The organism is Rhodopseudomonas palustris (genome assembly GCF_013415845.1).
Taxonomy (GTDB): domain Bacteria; phylum Pseudomonadota; class Alphaproteobacteria; order Rhizobiales; family Xanthobacteraceae; genus Rhodopseudomonas; species Rhodopseudomonas palustris_F.
This window is the reverse complement of the sequence record NZ_CP058907.1, coordinates 1,784,595-1,806,274: the sequence shown is the minus strand read 5'-3', so window position 1 is coordinate 1,806,274 and position 21,680 is coordinate 1,784,595. Positions and strand designations below refer to the sequence as shown.

Annotated in this window: 16 protein-coding genes and 1 tRNA gene; 6 read left to right on the top strand and 11 right to left on the bottom strand. The window is 65.1% G+C overall.

Translation table 11 applies throughout. The annotated features are described in order from the left end of the window. Nucleotides 1-248 precede the first annotated feature (248 nt). Both HZF03_RS08325 and HZF03_RS08320 read left to right on the top strand, forming a co-directional pair. Nucleotides 249-1,622: an MATE family efflux transporter gene (locus HZF03_RS08325; RefSeq protein ID WP_119019123.1), complete on the top strand. Its 1,374-nt coding sequence runs from the start codon at nucleotides 249-251 to the stop codon at nucleotides 1,620-1,622. Between the two features lie 131 nt (nucleotides 1,623-1,753). Further along, entirely contained in the window at nucleotides 1,754-2,194 is a 441-nt protein-coding gene (locus HZF03_RS08320) for a DUF2147 domain-containing protein (RefSeq protein ID WP_119019122.1), read from the top strand. Here the strand turns inward: HZF03_RS08320 and HZF03_RS08315 are convergent. The 4 genes from HZF03_RS08315 to HZF03_RS08305 form a co-directional block, all read right to left on the bottom strand. Next, nucleotides 2,191-3,354 (bottom strand): DUF3095 domain-containing protein, encoded by a 1,164-nt coding sequence (locus HZF03_RS08315; protein WP_011157246.1) that lies wholly within the window; start codon nucleotides 3,352-3,354, stop codon nucleotides 2,191-2,193. The genes HZF03_RS08320 and HZF03_RS08315 overlap by 4 nt on opposite strands. A 71-nt stretch (nucleotides 3,355-3,425) precedes the next feature. Beyond that, nucleotides 3,426-3,560 carry a hypothetical protein gene (locus tag HZF03_RS24530; protein WP_012495256.1) on the bottom strand — a complete coding sequence of 45 codons (135 nt, stop codon included), beginning with the start codon at nucleotides 3,558-3,560 and terminating at the stop codon, nucleotides 3,426-3,428. Nucleotides 3,561-3,730: 170 nt separating this feature from the next. Beyond that, entirely contained in the window at nucleotides 3,731-4,003 is a 273-nt protein-coding gene (locus HZF03_RS24440) for a GNAT family N-acetyltransferase (RefSeq protein WP_234832282.1), read from the bottom strand. Between the two features lie 361 nt (nucleotides 4,004-4,364). Next, a tRNA-Met gene (locus HZF03_RS08305) sits at nucleotides 4,365-4,441 on the bottom strand. A 290-nt stretch (nucleotides 4,442-4,731) separates the two neighbouring features. Here HZF03_RS08305 and HZF03_RS08300 point away from each other — a divergent pair. Both HZF03_RS08300 and HZF03_RS08295 read left to right on the top strand, forming a co-directional pair. Next, nucleotides 4,732-6,165, top strand: coding sequence for a coniferyl aldehyde dehydrogenase (locus tag HZF03_RS08300; protein WP_119019121.1), 1,434 nt, complete (start codon nucleotides 4,732-4,734; stop codon nucleotides 6,163-6,165). A gap of 70 nt (nucleotides 6,166-6,235) precedes the next feature. Next, nucleotides 6,236-7,840, top strand: coding sequence for a GMC family oxidoreductase (locus tag HZF03_RS08295; protein ID WP_119019120.1), 1,605 nt, complete (start codon nucleotides 6,236-6,238; stop codon nucleotides 7,838-7,840). A gap of 152 nt (nucleotides 7,841-7,992) precedes the next feature. Here the strand turns inward: HZF03_RS08295 and HZF03_RS08290 are convergent, their stop codons facing one another. Next, nucleotides 7,993-12,474 (bottom strand): autotransporter-associated beta strand repeat-containing protein, encoded by a 4,482-nt coding sequence (locus tag HZF03_RS08290; protein WP_234832281.1) that lies wholly within the window; start codon nucleotides 12,472-12,474, stop codon nucleotides 7,993-7,995. 601 nt (nucleotides 12,475-13,075) lie between these two features. Then, a complete protein-coding gene (locus HZF03_RS08285) occupies nucleotides 13,076-13,837 on the bottom strand; it encodes a glucose 1-dehydrogenase (RefSeq protein ID WP_012495253.1) in 762 nt (253 codons plus the stop codon). 108 nt (nucleotides 13,838-13,945) lie between these two features. On the opposite strand from HZF03_RS08285, the gene HZF03_RS08280 reads away from it, so the two are divergent. Beyond that, a complete protein-coding gene (locus tag HZF03_RS08280; protein ID WP_012495252.1) occupies nucleotides 13,946-14,728 on the top strand; it encodes an SDR family oxidoreductase in 783 nt (260 codons plus the stop codon). Between the two features lie 50 nt (nucleotides 14,729-14,778). On the opposite strand, the gene HZF03_RS08275 is transcribed toward HZF03_RS08280, so the two are convergent. Continuing rightward, on the bottom strand, nucleotides 14,779-15,405 hold the full coding sequence (locus tag HZF03_RS08275; RefSeq protein ID WP_011157239.1) for a response regulator transcription factor: 627 nt from the start codon (nucleotides 15,403-15,405) through the stop codon (nucleotides 14,779-14,781). 422 nt (nucleotides 15,406-15,827) lie between these two features. Between HZF03_RS08275 and HZF03_RS08270 the strand changes: the two genes are divergently transcribed. Next, nucleotides 15,828-18,419: a hybrid sensor histidine kinase/response regulator gene (locus HZF03_RS08270; protein ID WP_119019118.1), complete on the top strand. Its 2,592-nt coding sequence runs from the start codon at nucleotides 15,828-15,830 to the stop codon at nucleotides 18,417-18,419. 30 nt (nucleotides 18,420-18,449) lie between these two features. Here the strand turns inward: HZF03_RS08270 and HZF03_RS08265 are convergent, their stop codons facing one another. The 4 genes from HZF03_RS08265 to HZF03_RS08250 all read right to left on the bottom strand — a co-directional run bounded on the left by HZF03_RS08265 (nucleotide 18,450) and on the right by HZF03_RS08250 (nucleotide 21,655). Further along, nucleotides 18,450-19,700, bottom strand: a complete 1,251-nt coding sequence (locus tag HZF03_RS08265) for an EAL domain-containing response regulator (protein WP_119019117.1) — start codon at nucleotides 19,698-19,700, stop codon at nucleotides 18,450-18,452. 229 nt (nucleotides 19,701-19,929) lie between these two features. Continuing rightward, entirely contained in the window at nucleotides 19,930-20,244 is a 315-nt protein-coding gene (locus HZF03_RS08260) for a hypothetical protein (protein ID WP_011157236.1), read from the bottom strand. A gap of 11 nt (nucleotides 20,245-20,255) precedes the next feature. Then, nucleotides 20,256-21,131, bottom strand: coding sequence for a CheR family methyltransferase (locus tag HZF03_RS08255; RefSeq protein ID WP_119019116.1), 876 nt, complete (start codon nucleotides 21,129-21,131; stop codon nucleotides 20,256-20,258). Between the two features lie 53 nt (nucleotides 21,132-21,184). Further along, nucleotides 21,185-21,655: a chemotaxis protein CheW gene (locus HZF03_RS08250; RefSeq protein ID WP_174270123.1), complete on the bottom strand. Its 471-nt coding sequence runs from the start codon at nucleotides 21,653-21,655 to the stop codon at nucleotides 21,185-21,187. Nucleotides 21,656-21,680: the final 25 nt, after the last annotated feature.

Genomic DNA, 21,680 nt, shown 5'->3' with positions numbered 1-21,680 from the left:
TTGTCTTTCTTCATGCCCTGGTTTGGGAGATTTGACCATCCATCCCGACGGTATTCTGGTTCTGCGCCGAATGCAGGGGTGCCGCCGCGTGGCCAGTCGCCCCGGGAGCCCTGCACGAAACGCCGTCGCGCCCGCGTGTCCTGCAATGCCCCGCCGCTTGTGCCGGACAACGCCTTGCGCTTATTGTATGTTAATCATCATACAAAAGACCGCCGTCAATCGCGAGGCGGCGTCCGGGGAGCGACCATATGACCATCGAGGCACCCGCCGACACGCCGCTGCCCGCACCGCCGCCGAACCGGCTGCTGACCGCCCCGATCCTGCCGACGCTGGTGCGGCTGGCGATCCCCAACACCATCGCGATGGTCGGCACAGCATTGGTGGCGGTGGCCGAGACGTCGTATATTGGCCGGCTCGGCACCGAGCCGTTGGCGGCGATCGCCCTGGTGTTTCCGTTCGCGATGTTGACGCAGATGATGTCGGCCGGCGCCATGGGCGGGGGCGTATCATCGGCGATCAGCCGCGCCCTCGGCGCCGGTGATACACACCGGGCGGGCGTTCTGGCGCTCCACGCGATTCTGATCGGGATCGGCGGCGGGCTGCTGTTCACGCTGGTGATGCTGCTGTTCGGCCGGTCCCTGTTTGCGCTGCTGGGCGGGCGCGGTGACGTACTGGAGCAGGCCTGCAGCTACTCGGTCGTCCTGTTCTCGGGTGCCGTGTCGATCTGGCTGGTGAACACCCTCGCCTCGATCTTGCGCGGCACTGGCGACATGATCCTGCCGGCCGGCGCCCTCCTCGGTGTCGCGGCCTTGCAGGTGGTGATCGGCGGCGCGCTCGGACTCGGCCTATTCGGAATGCCGCGGCTCGGCATGCCGGGCGTCGCCTCCGGCCAAGCGGTCGCCTTCACCATCGGCGCGCTGTTCCTGCTGATCTATCTCGCCAGCGGCCGCAGCCGGCTGCGGCTGCAACTGCCGTCGTTTCGTCTGCAGCGTCCGATCTTCATCGACATCCTCAAGGTCGGTGCACTCGCCTGTCTTGCTCCGCTGCAGTCGGTGCTGACGATTCTGATCTTCACCAAGGTGCTGGCGAGCTACGGCACCACCACGCTCGCCGGCTATGGCATCGGCTCGCGATTGGAATTCCTGCTGATCCCGATCGCGTTCGCGGTCGGCGTCGCCTCGATCCCGATGGTCGGGATGGCGATCGGCGCCGGTGATATCGCCCGGGCGCGGCGGGTGGCGTGGACGGCCGGCGTAGTATCCGCGGTGATCGTCGGACTGGTCGGCGCCGTGCTGGCGATCTGGCCGGCGCTCTGGGTGTCGTTGTTCACCGCCGATCCGGCCGTCACCGCCGCCGCGCATACGTACTTCCGCCTCGCCGGCCCGGGCTTCGGCTTCTTCGGCCTCGGCGTCACGCTGTATTTCGCCAGCCAGGGCGCCGCCAAGGTTGGCGGGCCGGTGCTCGCCGCGACCGGACGGCTTGTGCTGGTGGCCCTCGGCGGATGGGCGCTGGTCGCCTTCGGGGCGCCGGCGTCGGCAATGTTCGCGATGGTGGCGGTGGCGATGGTGGTGTACGGCCTCGGCAGCGCCGCGGCGATCTATCTGACACGCTGGGTCAAATGAATCGGAATTATCCCCAGCGTGCGGCAAGGGTCATACGATTGCACGAATCGGCCGCTCTGCTATCCAACCGCCCGCCGCACTGCTTCTGAATGCTGTTCGCGGCTCCCGCGAGTATCGTTTGGAGGTATGGAATGGCCGTTCGGTCTGGTTTTGTCGTTGCTGCCCTGGTTGCCCTCGTGCTGTCGCCCACAGGGGCGATCGCCCAATCGGCCGGTCCGCAGGGCACCTGGTTGACCCAGGCCGGCGACGCCAAGGTCCGGATCAAGAGCTGCGGCAACGCGCTGTGCGGTAGCATCGTCTGGCTGAAGACGCCGATCGACCCGAATACCGGCAAGCCGCAGGTCGACGACAAGAACGCCGATCCGCAGCTCGCCTCGCGGCCGATCATCGGCCTGCAGATCTTCGGCGACATGCGCCCGGTGTCGCAGGGCAAATGGTCCGGCCACATCTACAATGCCGACGACGGCAAGACCTATGAGAGCAGCATCTCGCACACCGGCCCGACCAGCCTGCGGGTCGAGGGCTGCGTCGGCACCCTGTGCGGCGGCGAAACCTGGACGCTGACGCGCTAAGCGACCGCCCTATCGGGCATCGCCTTCAAAGCCAGGGCGGCGGACGCATAGCCCCCGCCCGCCCCGTCGATGAAGTGGACGTGATCGCTGCGCGTCACCGACGGCGTAAAACACGTCACCATCGCCGACTGCTGCCGCGACACGCCGTAGCGCGCCACGCCTGCGGCCGCCGCGGTGGCCAGCTTCTGCTCCAGCGCGTCGGCGAGCTCCGGCGCGCAGTCGACCACCATGCGCAGTCCGTCGTCGTATTTACGGAAGTCTGAATTCTCGACCAGCTCGGTCAAGTAAGCGCGCGGCACGAAACCGCGCACGGTGATGCCGAGCCGCATGATCAGATAGCTGAACAGCGTCTGAACCAGCAGCGCCGCGCGGCGCAGCGTCAGCGATCCGCCGCGCTCGGCGCGCGCTTCGAGGTCGAAGCCCTGCGGCGGCCAGCGTAGCCGCGGGCCCTCACTCGGCACCGGCCTGCCCGCCTCCGGGCTGCGCTCGATCAGCGACACGATGTCTTCGATCAAAATGCGGAATGCCGCTGGATCGGCCTGCGCCGTCGGCATGATCAGCACCGACAGGATCACGCCGCGCCGGGCCGGCATTTCCTCGAACCGGCACGACAGGCCGGAGAGGTCCGGCGCGGTGCCAGGCGGCGCCGGCGGAATCGAGAACTCGCCGCGCTTCATCGCCGCTTCGGCCCAGCCGAGACCGCCGCCGGCGAACATCGCGTAGCTGACGTGCGGCGAAGGCGCGAACCGGGCGACGCGAACCTCGAGTCCCTTGGCGCGGATCGCAGCGACCGGCACCAGCGCGATCCGCATCGTCAGGCCGAGCTCGTCGCGAACCCAGGCCGCCGTCGCCGCCAGCGCATCGCGGGCGGCCGCCAGATCGGCCGGCGCCACCGCGAAGCCGGCGCCGTCGCCGCCGAACACGAACGGAAATTCGCGCCCTTGAAGCGCGTTGGTCACCGCCGCGATCACGGCCGCGCCGGCCATGTTGACCGACTTGTAGCGCTGCTCGGCGATCGCGCGGGTGGAATCGACGATGTCGGCGACGCCGATGGTCCAATCGTCCGGCAGCGGCGCGTAGAGAGCAGGATCCATCAGGCTGCGGAAGCCGCGAAACACTGCGACACTCTGATAGAATCCGCCGCTATCGCCCGCGCTCATGCCGCCCGGCCCTGCTCGATTGGTGACGATGAGTTACGTCCGCAAACCCGATCGGTTGCGAACGGCCGAGGTCAGTCGCTGCCCGAGCACAGGCCGAGCGCAGCCGTGATCGTCCCGCGCGCACAGCGCGTCAGCGCGATGTCCGAATAGAGACCATAGGCGAACACAGCCAAAGCCAACAGAAAGATGATGCCGAGCGATTTCACGTCAGATGTCCGGTTCACCACCAGCGGTGCAAGCGCAGCGCCCGCTGGCGGCCGAGGTCGTGTCCGTTAGATCAGATCGGGAGCGGGAGGATCAAGCCGGGAGACGATGGAGGAAGGTGCTCATCCGATCGCGACACCGAAATGTTGTTCCAGTTCAGACATCCGAATGATCATCGGACGCCGTCGTCGAGCGGATGGGTGACCACACCGACACATCCCACGATCTCAGCGGCGCGCAGCGCCGACTTCAACGCAAACTGCAGTAATGAGGCGGCGTGCCCCCGACCTTGATAAGCCTTGTCCACCGCAAGCTGGCCCAGCAGCAAAACCGGGACCGGATCCGGCTGGTTGCTTTGCTGCGGCTTCGGCAGATAGGCCCGTTCGATCTGACAGGCGCTCAGCGTCACATAGCCGATGATCCGGTGTGATTTCGGGTCGGTCATGACGTTCACCCGCGACGCCCCGCTGACGTGGTTCGCCCACGCGTGCCGACGAAACCAAGCGTTCAACGACTCTCGTCCGCAATCGAACCCGTCGCGATCGTCCGCTTCCGACAGCGGGCGCGGCGCGTTCGCAAACGCAGTCACCTAGCGATCCCAGGTCGGCTTCAGCCTCGCCAACTTCTGCAAAGCCTTCGAGCGGATTTGGCCGATCTTTTGGCCGATCGCCGGTGTTGGCTGCTGCGCGGACCCATGATGGGCTATCGCCGCAGGGGCCGATCTCCTGTGCGCGGTCGAAAACAGTCACGAGACACGAAAAAGCCCGCCAGAGGCGGGCTTAATCACTGATCTGACGATCGAGATTTGGTTGCGGGGATAGGATTTGAACCTATGACCTTCAGGTTATGAGCCTGACGAGCTACCGGGCTGCTCCACCCCGCGTTAAACCTTTGCGCGGCTTTTCAGAAAACCGATGACCATCAACGCCCAAAGGCGCTGATCGATCCTCCCGGAAGCTTCCTGAGAAGGTGCCCGGGGCGAATGCCCGGGGCGCGAGGGGTGTCTACCAATGCCAGGGGGATTTGGAAAGCCCCAACGGAGGATTTGGGCGAAGATTTTCAAGATTATATGACGGACGGAACCCGGTGTGGTTGCCGGAATCCTCTTCCCCTGCGAGACTTCGCGAAAATCAGCCCATTCTCCAACCAAACGGGCATCGCAGGGAGCGAAAGATGGACCAGCCAATCGGCGGTTTCGGGGGCAATGCGCTCCACGACAGCTTTCATCGCATGTTCGAGATCTCGCGCGCCGAACCGCCGCCGACGCTGGAGCAGCGTCAGGACTGGCTCGCCAGGCTGCGCGCGCTGATCAAGGACAACGAAAAACGATTCGAGCAGGCGATCTCCGCCGATTTCGGTCACCGCAGCTCGACCGAAACGCTGATCGCCGAGACGCTCAGCCTGCTCGGCGACATCAAGCATACCTCGCGGCATCTCAAGCGCTGGATGGCGCCGCGCAAGGTGTCGACCCAGCTCCAGTTCCTGCCGGGCAAGAACCGGCTGCTGCCGCAACCGCTCGGCGTGGTCGGGGTGATTGCGCCGTGGAATTATCCGCTGCAGCTCACCGTCGCGCCTGCGATCGGCGCGATCGCCGCCGGCAACCGGGTGATGATCAAGCCGAGCGAATTGTCGCCGCACTTTGCCGCACTGCTGCAGGAGACGGTCGCGGCCAAGTTCGATGCCAGCGAGATGATGGTGACCGGGATCGAGGCCGGCGTCGCCGAGGCCTTCGCGCGACTGCCGTTCGACCACCTGATGTTCACCGGCTCGACCCGCGTCGGCCGCATCGTCGCCGCTGAAGCTGGAAAGAACCTCACCCCGGTCACACTCGAACTCGGCGGCAAATCGCCGACCATCGTCGACCGGTCGGCCGATCTCGACGAGGTGGCACCGCGGATCGCCTACGCCAAGCTGATGAACGCCGGCCAGACCTGCATCGCGCCCGACTACGTGCTCGCCCCGCAGGACAGAGTCGAAGCCCTCGCCGGCAAGATCTGGGGCGCGATGCAACAGATGTGGGGCACCGACCCGGCCAATCCGGACTACACCTCGATCATCGCCGAGCATCACTACGCGCGGCTGAAGAGCCTGGTCGACGATGCTGTCGCACGCGGCGCGCGGCTGCTGCAGCCCGCCTCGGCCGACGATGCCGCGTGGGCGGGCAAGCGCAAATTCCCGCCGACCCTCGTGCTCGGCGCAACGCCCGAGATGAAGATCATGCAGGAGGAGATCTTCGGTCCGCTGCTGCCGATCCTCGGTTACAGCGAGCCGACCGAGCCGATCAATTTCATCAACGGCCGCGACCGGCCGCTGGCGCTGTATTGGTTCGGCACCGACGACGCCGCGCGCGACCAAGTGCTGGAGCGGACCGTCTCGGGCGGCGTCACCATCAATGATTGCCTGGTGCATTTCGCCCAGGCCAACCAGCCGATGGGCGGCGTCGGTGCCTCGGGCACCGGCGCGTATCACGGCGAATGGGGCTTCAACACCTTCACCAAGATGAAGCCGATCTTCTATCGCTCGCCCTACAACCGGTTCGCCGATCTGTATCCGCCCTACGGCGCCAAGATCGCGCGGCTGTCGAAGGTGCTGCGCCTGATGTCGTAACAAGAGAAGACCCGCACGGCCGAAGATGCCGGCGGCAATCAACAAGACAACATCGCGGAGGGAAACGCTCGTGAGCGAAACAGTGGATTTCGTCGTGGTCGGCGGCGGCTCCGGCGGCTGCGCCGTCGCCGGTCGCTTGTCGGAAGACACCAACACGTCGGTGGCTCTGCTCGAAGCCGGCGGCACGGCCGACAACTGGGTGGTGAAGACGCCCTACGCGCTGTCGCTGATGGTGCCGAGCAAGCTGAACAACTGGCATTTCGAGACGGTGCCGCAGCCCGGCCTCAACGGCCGCGTCGGCTATCAGCCGCGCGGCAAAGGGCTTGGCGGCTCGTCGGCGATCAACGCCATGGTCTATATCCGCGGCCACAAATGGGACTACGACCATTGGGCCGAACTCGGCAACGCCGGCTGGTCCTACGCCGACGTGCTGCCGTACTTCAAGCGCTCGGAAAACAACTCCGACTTCAACGGCGCCTATCACGGCCAGAGCGGACCGTTGCACGTCAACCGGCTGCGGACCGACAATCCGGCACACGAGATCTTCCTGCAGGCGGCGCGCGAGGCGCAATTCCGCATCCGCGACGATTTCAACGGCGAGGAGCAGGAAGGCCTCGGCTTGTATCAACTCACCCAGCACAATGGCGAACGCTGGAGCGCCGCGCGGGCCTATGTCCATCCGCATATCGGCACGCGCCGCAATCTGCGGGTCGAGACCGACGCGCAGGCGACCCGGATTCTGATCGAAGGCGGTCGCGCCGTCGGCGTCGCGTATCGGCAGAACGATCAGCTCCGCGAGATCCGCGCGCGCCGCGAAGTCATCCTCGCGTCCGGCGCCTTCCAATCGCCGCAGCTGCTGATGCTGTCGGGCATCGGCGATGCCGCCGCGCTGAAGGCGCACGGCATCGACGTGGTGCACCATCTGCCGGGCGTCGGCCAGAACCTGCAGGATCACCCGGACTTCATCTTCGCCTATCAGTCGGACAGCCCGTATTTCACCGGCACCAGCTTCACCGGGATCGCCCGGCTGCTGTCGACGATCGGTCAATATCGCCGTGAGGGCCGCGGACCGCTGACCACCAACTTCGCCGAATGCGGTGGCTTCCTGAAGACACGTCCCGACGTCGACGTGCCGGATATCCAGCTGCATTTCGGCATGGCGATGGTCGACGATCACGGCCGCAAGCGGCACTGGGGCACGGGATTTTCCTGCCATTTCTGTCTGCTGCGGCCGAAGAGCCGCGGCAGCGTCGGGCTCGCCAGCGCCGATCCCTTGGCGCCGCCGCGGATCGATCCGAACTTCTTCGGCGATCCGGACGACCTCGAAACCATGGTGGCGGGCTACAAGACGACACAGCGGCTGATGGAGACGCCGGCGCTGCGCGCCCTGCAGCAGAAGGATCTGTTCACCGCCAATGTCCGCACCGACGACGACATCCGCGCCATCCTGCGCGCCCGCGTCGACACGGTTTATCATCCGGTCGGCACCTGCAAGATGGGCAGCGACGCGACGGCGGTAGTCGATCCGCGCCTGAACGTGCATGGCATCGGGGCCTTGCGCATCGTCGACGCCTCGGTGATGCCGACTTTGATCGGCGGCAACACCAACGCCCCCACCATCATGATCGGCGAGAAAGCCGCCGACATGATTCGCGAGGAGATGCGGGCGAACTGACCTCGTCCGCGTCACGTGAAACCGACGCTTCCGGACGCACCGCAAGGTGCGCCGGAGCGACCGTCTTTGGATTCAGCCCCTCTGCCCGATGAGGTGGACGTCGCGCATCAGACTCCGTGCGCGCAGTCGCTCGATCAGCTTCGTGTGCGATGTCACCACTGGTAGCTGACGAGCGCACGGCCGGCGTAGCTCTCGGCGTGCTTCCAGAACTCACCGTCGAATGCCGCCGAGACGGTCCAGCCGCGACCGAGTCCCAGACTTGCTCCCAGCGAAACCTGGACGGAATCGCCGGGCAGCGCCGCGCCATAGACGTTGAACTGCGCGGCCGGGATTTGCCGCAACGTGGCCGCCGCCTGCCAGTCCGTGTTCCAGCCGTGAGCCCAGGCGGCCCGCGCTCTCAGCGCCAGCGGCCGTCCATCGATGAAGACCTCGTCGTCGAAGCGAGCCCCGAGTTCGCTGCGCGTCACCGTCGACTGGCGCCCGGCGTAGTCGAGCGCGAACACACTCGTTCCGGTCTCGCCAAAGGTCGGCAGGAACATTGTGGTGGTCTGCAGCGCCGCATAAGGCGTGACACCGATGCCGCTGACCTGCAGGCGCTGACCGCCCTCGACCCGCGCCGTCAGAGCCTGCGGATGCATCCGGGCGCGCAGCGCCTCCCCGCCGGCAACCGTCACTGTCCGATCGACAGTGGCGTCCTGCCACACATAGCCGAGCGCCGCCGCCAAATATGACGGGCCGAGCTGATAGCGCCCGTAGAGCGCGGCGTTGAAGTTGTCTGAGCTGCCGGAGCCGAGGCCTTGCGCGAGGCTGAAGCTCGAACCGGAACCACCCAGCGCGAAACCGACGCGGGCCTGCGGCGACACCTGATAGCTTGCACCCGCGGCAGCACCGGCAACTCGGCTGGTGGTGTCGTGCGAGCCGGTGGATGCGTCGCCACCGACGCGCAGCGTGCCGCCGTATCCCGCGCCCCAGACGCTCCAGCGCGACGCCGAGGCGGCCGCGGGAGGCAGCGCCGCGCACGCGTCGCGCGGTCCTGCTTGGGACCCAGGCGCCGCGCACTCCCGCCCAGCGGAGCCGTCCGCCGGGTCGAGCGCGTTGCTGAACACGCTGCGCATGAACAGATCGGCCGAGCCGAACAACGACTGCTGCAGCGCGGCTCCGGCTTCGCCGGAAGCCTGGCTCAGCCCGTCCGGCCTCAAAGTGCCCAGCGTGGTCGGGATTCCACCGGCGACGTTGAACGAATTGACCAGCGCACCAGCGACCTGCTGTTGATTGCGGCTCAACCCATTGCCGTAGTCCGGCGCAGTAGGAGGAACGAACGCCAGCATCAGATCGAGGTAGGCATTGTTGGCATCGTAGGCCAGCGCCGATCTGAAGTTGGCAGGCAGATTGGTGTCGACAAGCGCACCGAATGTGCCGGCGACACCGCCGCCCGCATTGACGATGGTGTAGCGCTTGGAGATGTAACTCCCGGTCGCGTAGCTCGCCTGCACGGTGCCGGCGAGTGTGGCACGCCCCGTGACGTTGGTGCGATCCGACGCCGTCGGCGACACCTCGACCGCATAGCTCGAGCCGGCCGCGAGGGTCAGATCGCCATTGACCGTCAGAGTTCCGATCGAATTGCCGGGTGCCAGCGTCCCGCCGGATGCAATCGTGGTCGAACCGACGCTGCCGGAGCCGCCGAGCCGGCCGCCGCTCGCCGCCGTCACCGCCGAAGCGATCGACCCGTTCACCGACAATGTGCCGGCATTGATCGTCGTCGGCCCGGTGTAATCATTGGTGCCGGAGAGAATGAGGTTTCCGGTCCCCTGCTTGGTCAGCCCGCCGGTCCCTGACATCGTTCCGGAGAAATTCGTCGAGCTGTTGTCCGCCCCCGTCGTGAGCAGCGCCGCACCGAGCGCGACCGATCCAGCTCCCGCCAACGAACCAATCGTCTGATCGAAGCCGCCGAGATCGAGAGTGGTCCCTGAAGCGACCGTCGCCGCGGTGGTCGCCGACAGCATGTTGCTGTTCGCCAGCTGCAGCGTTCCGGCGTTGATGATAGTGCCGCCCGAAAAGGAATTGCGCCCATTTAGGATCAGCTTGCCATCGCCGTTCTTTTCGATGATGCCTGCAGTGTCCCCGTCGGAGACAGCGCCCGTAATGGTCTGGGTGGTGCCAGTCCGGATATCGAAAATGGAGGTGCCGCTGACCACAAAATTGTTGGCGATGGTGTAGTCGGCATTGCCGAACGCCAACGTCGCGCCCTGCGTCATCTTCACATCGCCGACGCCAAAAGCGCTGTTGTTGCCGACCGTGACAGTGCCGCCGCTGATCGTTGTTCCGCCAGTATAGGTGTTCGCCCTCGACAGCGTCAGGTTGCCGGATCCAATTTGGGCTACCGCGCCGGTGCCGGAGATCACACCAGAAAAAGTTACATCATCGGAGCGATTGAACGCCAAAGTGCCGGCGTTACTGACGTTATTGGCTATACTTCCGGTAGTGCCACCGTTGCCGACCTGCAGCGTGCCAGCCGAAATGGTGGTGCCACCCGTGTAGGTGCTATTGCCCGTGAGGACCGTCGTCCCTGGACCGAGCTGGCTCACACTTCCCGTACCCGAGACTGCGCCACCGAACGTGTAGGTATCTGAGCGATTGAACCACAGCTCGCTCCTGTTGGTCACCTTGCCAGTGATCGATCCGGTCGTGCCGCCATCGCCGATCTGCAGCATACCGGCCCCAATAGTGGTTCCGCCGGTATAAGTGTTGGCACCAGTCAGGGTCGTTACGCCAGCGCCGTACTTGAAGACTGTCCCCGTGCCAGAGATGGCGCCGCCAAAAGCGTAGTCGTCCGAACGTTTGAACCGCAGAGAGCCGTTATTGATAACATCGCCGGTGATCGATCCGGTGGAGCCATTGGCGCCGATATCCAACGCGCCGGCCGAGATAGTGATCCCCCCCGTGTAAGTGTTGTTGCCGGTGAGGGAAATCACACCACCGCCTGTCTTTTCGATGCTCCCTGAGATGGGCCCGTCGGAGAGGACGCCTGTAATCTGGGTGGTGCCAGACTCCACCTTGAGAATAGAGGTGCCACTGATGATGAAATTATTGGCGAGGGTAGAGTTGAACGGGAGCGCCAAGGTCGCGCCCTGCATCATCCTTACATCGCCGGTGCCCAAGGCGCGGCTGGTGGTGGCTGTGACAGTGCCACTGCTGATCGTCGTTCCGCCGGTATAGGTGTTATTACCCGACAGCGTCAGGTTGCCGGATCCAAGTTGAGCGACCGCGCCGGCGCCGGAGATCAAACCTGAGAAGGTGAGAGCATTGGAGCGATTGAACGCCAAAATACCGGCGTTATTGACGTTTCCGCTGCCGATCGTTCCGGTGGTGCCACCGTTGCCGACCTGCAGCGTGCCAGCCGAAATGGTGGTGCCGCCACTGTAGTTGTTGTTGCCCGTGAGGACCGTCGTCCCTGGACCGAGCTGGTTCACACGTCCACTACCTGAGATCACGCCATCGAGCGTGTAGGTATCTGAGCGATTAAACGACAGCGCGCTGCTGTTAGCCACCCTGCCAGTGATCGATCCGGTCGTGCCGCCGTCGCCGATCTGTAGTGTGCCGGCCGAGATGGTGGTGCCACCCGCGTAGGTGTTGAGGCCGGTGAGCGTCAGCACGCCAGGGCCCGCCTTTGTGACGGAGCCCGCTCCTGTGATCATCTGGTCGAGGGTCGAGTTGGTCGACTGTGCGAACGTGAGGGTGGTGCTGCTGGTCGCGAGACCGATCGCACCGGTAAGGCCCGCCCCCGCGTTCATGAACGTCAGCGTATTGTTGCCGCCCGTAAATGTAATCGAGTTCGCTCGCGTTCCGTCGCCGGAGAGGCCGCCCTGAATCGACCCGGAGTTGATAATGGTCAGGCCGGAGCCGACGATCCCAGTGCCGCCCGCGCCAGCGGCCCCCGCCGCCCCGGCGGTGCCCGTTCCGGCGCCTGCTGCGCCTGCGGCGCCACCATTGCCACCTTTGATGGTGCCGCTGTTGGTGACCGTCGCCCCCGGTGAGGTCAATAGAAGGCCGGTCCCGCCGTCTCCGCCCGCGCCGCCATTGCCGTTTGCCGCAGCCGCAGATCCCCCGGCACCGCCATTGCCGCCGGCGCCGCCTTGAATCGTAAAATTGCCATTGGTGAAGGAACTGCTGTCCGAAAAGACGAAACCGACGCCCCCCGCGCCGCCGCCGCCGCCACCACCCCCGGTGGAGCCTGAATCTGTGCCTGCACCGCCGTTGCCGCCTTTGCCACCATTTTGGCCGGTGGAGTTTGCCGCATTGCTGAAGGGAGCAGTGGCCACGTTGCCATTGTTGCCGCCGGCGCCTCCTCCACCTCCGCTGGGGGAGGCCGCCATCGTGCCATTGCTGCCGTCTTGCCCCGGCGTGGTGCCGCCCGCAGCACCTCCGACACTGTCTGTATTGCCGCTGGAGCCACCGCTCCCGCCGCCGGCCGCACCGCCGCCGCCGCCGCCCGACCCCGCGGTCGTGCTCGGTCCCGAGCTACCACCGCTCGCTCCGACATAGCCAGAGCCGCCGATCCCACCGGCGGCGGAGGAGTCGCCGCCTTGTCCGCCGGCACCGCCGTCAGCCATCGCCGGGACTGTCAGGGTCGTCATGACTGTGATCGCGCGCAACAGCGCCGCACTCAGCGCCGCAATGCTCCGTGCACCGACCCGACTGCCGCCTGCCAGCAATACCTGGATGTCAGTCGACCGTGTTCGCTTGTACGCCACTAGATTCCAACTCCACCGACCTCGTAAAACTACTAGGTCACGGTAGAGCGAGGCGAAAGCAATCGACGGTAAAAAGTTTCAGTCGTTGCAAGCAAGATACAATTGCGATTGCGCCGAACGACGATTGGCGCCTGCAATGTACTTCACGGTACCGAACCGACTGCCGGTGCCACGTGGGCATCGCATCAAATGATACCATCGCACATCGTTGTAAGACGCGCGGCCCACGCTCGATAAACGCGATCATCAAGATCGTTCGTGATGCTGAAGCCTTGAATACCGCCACGGCGCACCTGAGTCAGCCCGGCGAGGCGCGCCCGATTGTCGCGGCGAGGAGTCGCGATGCAGCGAGCGATCCAACGGCTTGGTATCGACGGAGTGCGGGCGAATCACGATGCCGTTCTTGCGTCGTCATTCCGGCGCGCGGCGCAATCCCGGAATGACGAACGAGACAGTGTGAAAGAGCACGCTGTGAAAGAATCGCCTACCCCAGCAAAAACCCGCCATCCACCGTCACCACGCTGCCGGTCATGTAGCGCGATGCGTTCGAGGCGAGCAGGAGGATGGCGCCGTCGAGATCGGACTCGTGGCCGACGCGGCGCTGCGGGATGCTCTTGACCAGCTTCTCGCCGGCCGGCGTCGACCACAGGTCGCGATTGATGTCGGTGTCGATGTAGCCCGGCGCCAGCGCGTTGACGCGAATGCGCGAGCTGGCGAGTTCGAGCGCCATCGCCTTGGTGGCCTGAATGATGCCGGCCTTTGAGATCGCGTAGGGCGAGACGAATTTCAGCACGCTCTGGCCGAGCACCGAGGCGATGTTGACGATGTTGCCGCCCTGCTGCCGCGCGATCATCCGGCGCGCGACTTCGGTGGCGAGGAAGTAAGCGCCCTTCAGATTGGCGCCGATCACCTTGTCCCAATCCGCCTCGCTGGTGTCGATCGCGAGCTTCTCGGTGGCGACGCCGGCATTGTTGATCAGCACGGTGATCGGACCGAGCGCAGCTTCGGCCTGATCGAGCGCGGCGGCCATCGAGCCGAGATCGGTGACATCCATCCGCACCGCCACGGCGCGGCCGCCGCTGTCCTTGATCTCCTGCTCCAGGCTCTGCAGCTTGTCGATCTGTCGCGCGGCCAGCACGATCGCGGCGCCGCGGGCGGCGAGCACGCGGGCGAATTGCCGCCCCAGACCCTGCGATGCGCCCGTGACCAGAATGACTTCGTTGCTGACGTCGAACAGTGGATCCATGCCGCGTTTCCCGTTGATGCGTTATGCGTTGCCCTCCCCTTACCATGCCGGAGCCGCTTGGCTAGAGTACCGCCCTCACCGACATCGTCATCCATGCTGGAGTGAAACGTGGATCTGGGAATCAAGGGCCGCCGCGCGCTGGTGTGCGCATCGAGCAAGGGACTGGGCCGCGGCTGCGCTGCGGCGCTCGCCGCCGAAGGCGTGCATGTGACGATGACTGCACGCGGCGCCGAAGCGCTGGCGCAGGCTGCGGCGGAGCTGCGCAAGGCCTATCCCGATGTCGAGATCATCGAGGTCGCCGGCGACATCACCACGCCGGAAGGCCGCGCCGCCGCGCTGGCGGCCTGCCCGGAGCCGGATATCCTGATCAACAATGCCGGCGGCCCGCCGCCCGGCGACTTCCGCAACTGGACCCGCGACGACTGGATCAAGGCGCTCGACGCCAACATGCTGACGCCGATCGAACTGATCAAGGCGACGGTCGACAAGATGATCGAGCGCAAGTTCGGCCGCATCGTCAACATCACCTCGGCCGCCGTGAAAGCTCCGATCGACGTGCTCGGCCTGTCGAACGGCGCGCGCTCCGGTCTGACCGGCTTCGTCGCCGGCCTGTCGCGCAAGACCGTCCGTCACAACGTGACGATCAATGCGCTGCTGCCCGGCCCGTTCGACACCGATCGGCTGCGCGGCGTCGCGGCCGGTCAGGCCAAGGCGTCCGGCAAGCCGGCCGAGCAGATCCTGGAAGCGCGGAAGAACGAAAACCCGGCGGGACGCTTCGGCACGCCTGATGAATTCGGCGCCGCCTGTGCGTTCCTGTGCAGCGTCCACGCCGGCTACATCACCGGCCAGAACCTGCTGCTCGACGGCGGCGCGTTCCCGGGCACGATGTAACGGCCGCCCGACGACGAAAGACCGGCGGTGCGATGCCGCCGGTCTTCGGCTTACTTCGGCGCCGTCATCACGATGCGCACCAGATCGGTGGCATTGCGGGCGCCGAGCTTCTTCATGATGTTGGCGCGGTGATACTCGATGGTGCGCGGGCTGATCCCGAGCTGGCGGCCGGCTTCCTTGTTGGTGTTACCGGCCGAGAACAGCTCGAGCACTTCGCGCTCGCGCAGCGTCAACGGCTCCTTGCCGGGGAAGTTATAGGACGGCGCCTTGCTGCCCTGCCCGGCATCGCGCCGCCGCGAGAAGGCCTCGATCGCCTCTTCCACCCGTGACACGATCTCCTTGCCGCGGAACGGCTTCTCGATGAAGTCGAGCGCGCCGTTCTTGATGGCGTTGACGGCCATCGCGATGTCGCCTTTGCCCGAGATCATGAAGATCGGCGCCGGGTAATCCTCGGCGTGCAGCTCCGCCAGAATGTCGAGACCCGACCGGCCGGGAATGTGAACGTCGAGCAGGATGCAGGCCGGGCTGCGGCTGCGCGCGACAGCAAGCAACGATTCACCATCGGCGAAGCAAATCACCTGATAGCCCGCCGCCGACAGCACGATCGACAGTGTCTCGCGCACCGCCGGATCGTCGTCGACGACGAAGACTTCTCCTCCCGCTGCTTGTTCGTTCATTGCACGACCTCCCGGTAAAACCTTGAATGGAACGCATCGTTCAACAACAGCCCGTACTTCTACGGGGAACCAAGTTAACGCGAAGACAGCACCAAACCGTTATGGTGATTCCAGAAACATGCGAGGTCGCCGGTGTTATCTGCTTCCCCCTACTAAGTACGCGCTGTCCGGAGCTTCGTCCGCAAAACTCTCGTCTAGTACGAACCAACCGACCGGGGGTTTCCCGATAGCCTCGATTAGAACCTAGGTTCCCGAATATCACTATGGACCGGATTCGAGCAAGCAAGCGCTATCAAAACCGCAAAGGCCGCGGGGATAAACCCCGTCCGGCGCCGTTGCTGCACCGCCTCTCTCAAGATTCCATCGGCGTGCGGCGGGGCCACGCCCCGGCCTCCGATCACTGACCGGGAGCCATTTTACCAATGCTGCCGCCGACCCGCCCGAACCTCAAGCGATCCCTGGTGGCCCTTCGCGTCACCACCATCGTCCTGATCGCCACCATCGTCGGCACCAACCTGATCTTCCTCGGCAACCTGCGCGAAAGCACGCTGCAGACCGCCGAAACCAACCTCGAACGCTACACGCTGACGCTCGCCGAAGAGGCAGATCGGTCGTTGAAATCGATGGATCTGCTGCTCTCCAGCGTCCGAGATTATGTCAGCCGCGCCGGCGTGACCGACAGTGAATCCTACCGACGGCTGATGTCGCAGCAATCCGTGTACTCGCTGCTCAGCGAGAAGATCACCGGAATGCCACAGGTCGACGCCGTGACCATGATCGATGAGACCGGCAAGCTGATCAATTTCTCGCGCTATTGGCCAATCCCCGACGTCAACATCTCCGACCGCGACTACTTCAGGGCACTCAGCAGCGACTCCACACTCTCGACCTTCGTCAGCGCCCCGACCAGAAACCGCGGTTCCGGAACCTGGAACATTTACCTCGCGCAGCGTCTGAACGATACGCGCGGCGGCTTTATTGGCCTGCTGCTGGGCGCGATTTCGGTGCAGTATTTCGAGAACTTCTTCGCCGCCACATCGCCGGGGGCCGGCACCGAAATCGCCTTGCTGCGCTCCGACGGAACGCTGCTGGTCAACTATCCTCACTCCGACAAGCTCGGCACGGTCGTGACCGACGCTGGACGCCTCGCCCTGGCGGCAGGCAGCCGGCAGCGCGAGTCGGGGAACTCGAACAAGCAGATTCGCGTCACGCGGATGCTGCCGAACTACCCGATCGTGGTCCGTGTCACCCAGCCCGAAGACAGCGCGCTGCAAAACTGGCAGGACATGGCGGTACTGATGATCGCGATGTCGGTGATCAGCGCACTGGTGATCATCACCGGCAGCGTTGCGATCGCGCGCTGGTGGGGCAAGCAGCATCTCTATGCCGAGGCGGCCGAGGCGGCGAGCGCGGCCAAATCTAGCTTCGTGGCGATGATGAGCCACGAGATCCGCACGCCGATGAACGCCGTGATCGGGCTCGCGACCAACCTGCTCGAGACGCGTCTCGACGCCGAGCAGCGCCAGGCGGTGACCAGCATTCACGATGCCGGCGATAACCTACTGCAGATCCTCGACGACATCCTCGACTTCTCCAAGCTCGAAGCCGGCCGGCTCAGCCTGGAGCCGATCCCGTTCGCACCGCGCAGCATCGTCGACAACACGCTCAGCGTGATCAGCCCCCGCGCCATCGCCAAGGGCTTGGTCATCCGCCAGGAGGCGCGAGGCGACATTCCCGAGGCACTGACCGGCGACGCCGGGCGGATTCGGCAGGTGCTGCTCAACTTGATCTCCAACGCGGTGAAGTTCACCACGGCGGGCGAGATCGTCATCACGACGGAGTGCATCTCTCGCGATACGACCAACGCCCGGATGCGATGGATCGTCACCGACACCGGCATCGGCATCGCCGCCGACAAGATCGACTCGCTGTTCAAAGATTTCGTCCAAGCCGACAGTTCGATCAGCCGCCGCTTCGGCGGATCGGGCCTCGGCCTGGCAATCAGCAAGCGGCTGATCGAGCAGATGGGCGGCAAGATCGGTGTCAGCTCGGCGCCGGGCCGCGGCTCCGAATTCCACTTCTCGCTGACGCTGCCGATCGCCGACCATGCGGCGCCGCCGGAGCAGGACGATCAGGACGTCTATGCGCAATTCCGCGCCCGGATCGAGGCGGCCGGCCGGCCGCTGCGGATCTTGGTGGTCGACGATAATCCGACCAACCGCGCCATCGCCACACAGATGCTCGGAGAATTCAGGGTCCAGACCAACACCGCTTGCGACGGCACCGAGGCGGTGACCGCCGCGACCCGGTTCGGCTACGACATCGTGCTGATGGACGTGCGGATGCCGGAAATGGACGGGCTCGATGCCACCCGTGCGATCCGCTCACACGGTGGAGCGCTCGCCAATGTCCCGATTATCGCCTTCACCGCCAATGCTTTCGCCGAGGACGCCGCTGCCTGCCGCGCCGCCGGTATGAACGATCACGTCGCCAAGCCGGTCCGCAAGAAGGCGCTGATCGAAGCCATCCTGCGCGCGCTGCCGCCGTTGCCGGCCGCGGAGTCTCCCCGCATTGGGCCCGCCCCGGCGCCCCTCGTTCCGCCGCCAGCCGATAACTCCGACCAGACTGCAGTGCCGTCGGACGTCGCTGGCGCGGGGCAGCTCTATGTTGGCCGCAAAGCGTTCGGCCATCTGGTCGAGGAGATTGGCGAGGATGCGACGCTGGCGGTGCTGTCGGTGTTCGCACGCGACACCGAAGCCAGGATCGCGCTGTTCGACACACTCGACATCGCCAGTGAGCGCCGCCGGATCGAACGGGAGGCGCATTCGCTCAAGAGCGCGGCGGCCACCTTCGGGCTCGACACTCTGTCCGGGCTGGCGCGCGAACTGGAGCACGCCGCGCCGCATCTGACCCAAGCCGAATACGTGGCGATGACCAGGCAGATCAAAGCGGCGTTCAGCGCCGCGCGCCGCGTGCTGGCAGACGACAATCAACTGGTGGAGCTCGCAGGCTGACGCTGGATCGGGCGCGCGAAGCTCGAGCGCTCAGGCCTCGCGCTGCAGCGGCACGACGGCCGCCCGCGTGGCCGGCGGACGCGCCATCCAGCCGTGGTACCATTCGACGAAGGCATCCTGGCGCAGCGCTCGCGAGAACTCGAAGCCCTGGCCGATATCGCAGCCGAGCGCATCGAGGGCGTGCCAGGTCGCAGCATCCTCGATGCCTTCGGCCACGACCTTCATGTTGTACTGATGCGCGATCGCGACCGAGGACGACACGATCTTCCACATGTCGGCGTCGGTCAGGCAGTCCTTGACGAACGAGCGATCGATCTTCAATTCGCTGAACGGCATCCGCGCCAGCGCCGACAGCGACGAATAGCCGGTGCCGAAATCGTCCATCGAGATGCCGATGCCCTTGAGGCGAAGCCGCAGCAACACGTCCATGGCGCGGCCGACATCGGCCATTGCGGTGGTCTCGGTGACCTCGATCATCAGCGACCGTGCCGGTACGCCGATCTCCGCGAGCAGGCGCTCGACCTCCTCCGGCAGCGAGGTGTCGGACAGCAGCGAGGCCGACAGATTGACCGCCACGACGAATTTCGGCTCGGTCGGAAGGAACGCGGCAGCGAACGTCATCGAGTCGCGCAGCATTCGCAGCGTCATCGTCTTGATCAGCCCGCCCTGCTCGGCGAGCGGAATGAAGACATCCGGGCCGACCGGACCGAACGTTGCGCTGTCCCAGCGCGCCAGCGCTTCGCAGCCCGTCACCTTGCCGGTGGAAAGATCGATCTTCGGCTGAAACGCGGCATAGACTTCACCACGGTCGAGACCGCGGCGCAGATCGTCGGCGGTGATCTCGGACAGGCGCGAATCCACTCCGCGCCGCGACGCCGCGGCTTCCTGGAACGGCGCCAGCGCACCGCGGAGCAGAGCCAGATCGATCGGCTTCGGCAGCGAAATGGTGTCGAGCATCCCGACGGCGTGGGCCATCCGCACCGTGGCATTGAGGATGCGCTCTTCACATCCGCTGATCACGATGATCCGACGCGGCTTGGCCTCGGTCTCCGCGATCAGCCGCAACAGTTCGATGCCGTCGTGATCGCCGAGCGACAGATCGATCGTGATGTAATCGAACCGGCCGGTCGCGAGGCGCGCGGCCGCTTCATGATAGGACGAGGCAAAATGCGGGCGGTAACCGAGCTTGGTGCAGACACCGCTGACGATCGCCCCCTGAACCGGATCATCGTCGACGACGAGAACATCGATCGCCGGATTGTGGTTGGTTGGATCTACCATCGCCGTGCTCTCTGTCAGAGCTCCTTGAACGCGTCGCTTGTCGTTGCGCGTTTTCCTCACGCGAACCGGCTGACGCAGTCGGGAACGAACCGACCTTCGCCAACCAGAGCGCGAAATGATCCTACCACTCGACCGTTGAAAGAAGCGTTTGCAGAACCAAGACCCTCGTCACCTTCGGAAAATCGGTTAGCGGTTCCCTGCCGAATTTGACGCAATTTATATTCCAGGCTCAGGCCATGCGGTCGTCGCGGCTGGAAGGTTTAACGCTCTTGTTGCGGGTGCTGAGAAAGCGAACGTCGATCTCCGAGCCGTTGACCCGGATCAGTTCGCAGCGGCGATAGGCGAGACCGGTGGACGACAGCAGAAGGAAGAACTCCTTCAGGTTGAGGCCTTCGATCGATCCTTCGAGCTCGAGTTCGGCATCGACGCTCGACACCGCCTTGAGAACGCAGTTGCGCCGCCAAGTGCCGTCGATGCCCATGATCCAGACGTTGTAGCCACGCCCGAAGGACACCCGTTCCGGCCCGCCGCTCTCGGACGCCACTTCGTCCTCCTTTATCGCCCCGTCAGGGCACTCGTCTTCAAGCCGCCAAGCGCGAGCCCCGGAGCCGTCGAGGTGGCAGAACTGTTCGGCAGGTACACGCCGCGCCGTTTCGGACAGATCCGGTAGGAGTCGGTGAGACCGACCACGGTCTCGGCGGCGCCGAGAAACAGGTAGCCGTCCGGCTCGTTGACCTTCATCAGCCGGTTGAAGATATCAGATTTTGTCGCCTGATCGAAATAGATCAGCACGTTGCGGCAGAAGATCACGTCGAATTTGCCGAGAGCCGTGAAGTCCTGCAACAGATTGAACAGACGGTACTGCACCATCGAGCGCACGTCGGCATTGAGCTGCCACATCGTACCGACCTGCTTGAAGTACTTCACCAGCAGCTGGATCGGCAGGCCGCGCTGCACCTCGAACTGAGTGTAGAGGCCGGCCTTGGACTTCTCCAGCACTTCCGGCGACAGGTCGGTGGCGACGATCTCGATCCGCCAGCCGGCGAGTTCGGATGCCTTCTCCTTCAGCAGCATCGCCAGCGAATACGGCTCCTGGCCGGTCGACGATGCCGCACACCAGATCCGCAGCGACTTGCGACCCGCGCGCGCCTTGATCAGCTCGGGGATCACGCTGTCCTTGAAGTGATCGAACGGCGTCTTGTCGCGGAAGAAGAACGTCTCGTTCGTGGTCATCGCTTCGACCACGTCGTTGATCAGCGAGTCCGATCCGGCCTTCATCTTCTGCACCAGATCGGTGATGCCCGGCACACCCGCCTTGCGGGCGAGCGGCAGCAACCGGCTCTCGAGCAGGTACTTCTTGTCAGCCGACAACACCAGGCCGGAACGGTCCTTGAGCAGCTTTTGCAGGTACTCGTAATCGAGCGGTGTCATGCGTTCCTTCCCGGGAGAATTCGAGGGCGGTGAGCTGGGTTCGGTGCGCTAGGTCAAGCAGCCATACGTTGAGTTGCGATTTCGAGCACTTTGTCGACATCGAGGACGACCATGAGCTGTCCGTCGAGGCGGTGGACGCCGTTGGCGAAGGAGGCCATGCGGGGGTCGAGGTTGACCGGGTTGGTCTCGCGGCCCTCGTCCGGCAGGGTCAGCACTTCGCCGATGGAGTCGATCAGCAGGCCGTAGGATTCGCCGCGCAGGTCGACGCCCATCGCCATCGGCGGCTTGCCGTCCTGGTTCTTGGGCAGGCCGAGACGGGCCCGCATGTCGATCGCGGTGACGATCCGGCCGCGCAGGTTCAGAACGCCGGCGACGTCGTCCGGCGCCAGCGGCACCCGGGTCAGCCGTTCCGGCATGAACACGTCCTGCACCCGGCTGATCGGCAGCCCGAACAGCTGCCCGCCGATCATCGCGGTGGCGAACTGGGTGGTGTTGCCGCTGATCGCGTCGATGGTGCGGCTCATCGCGGGGGTGTCCTTCCTGGTCTCG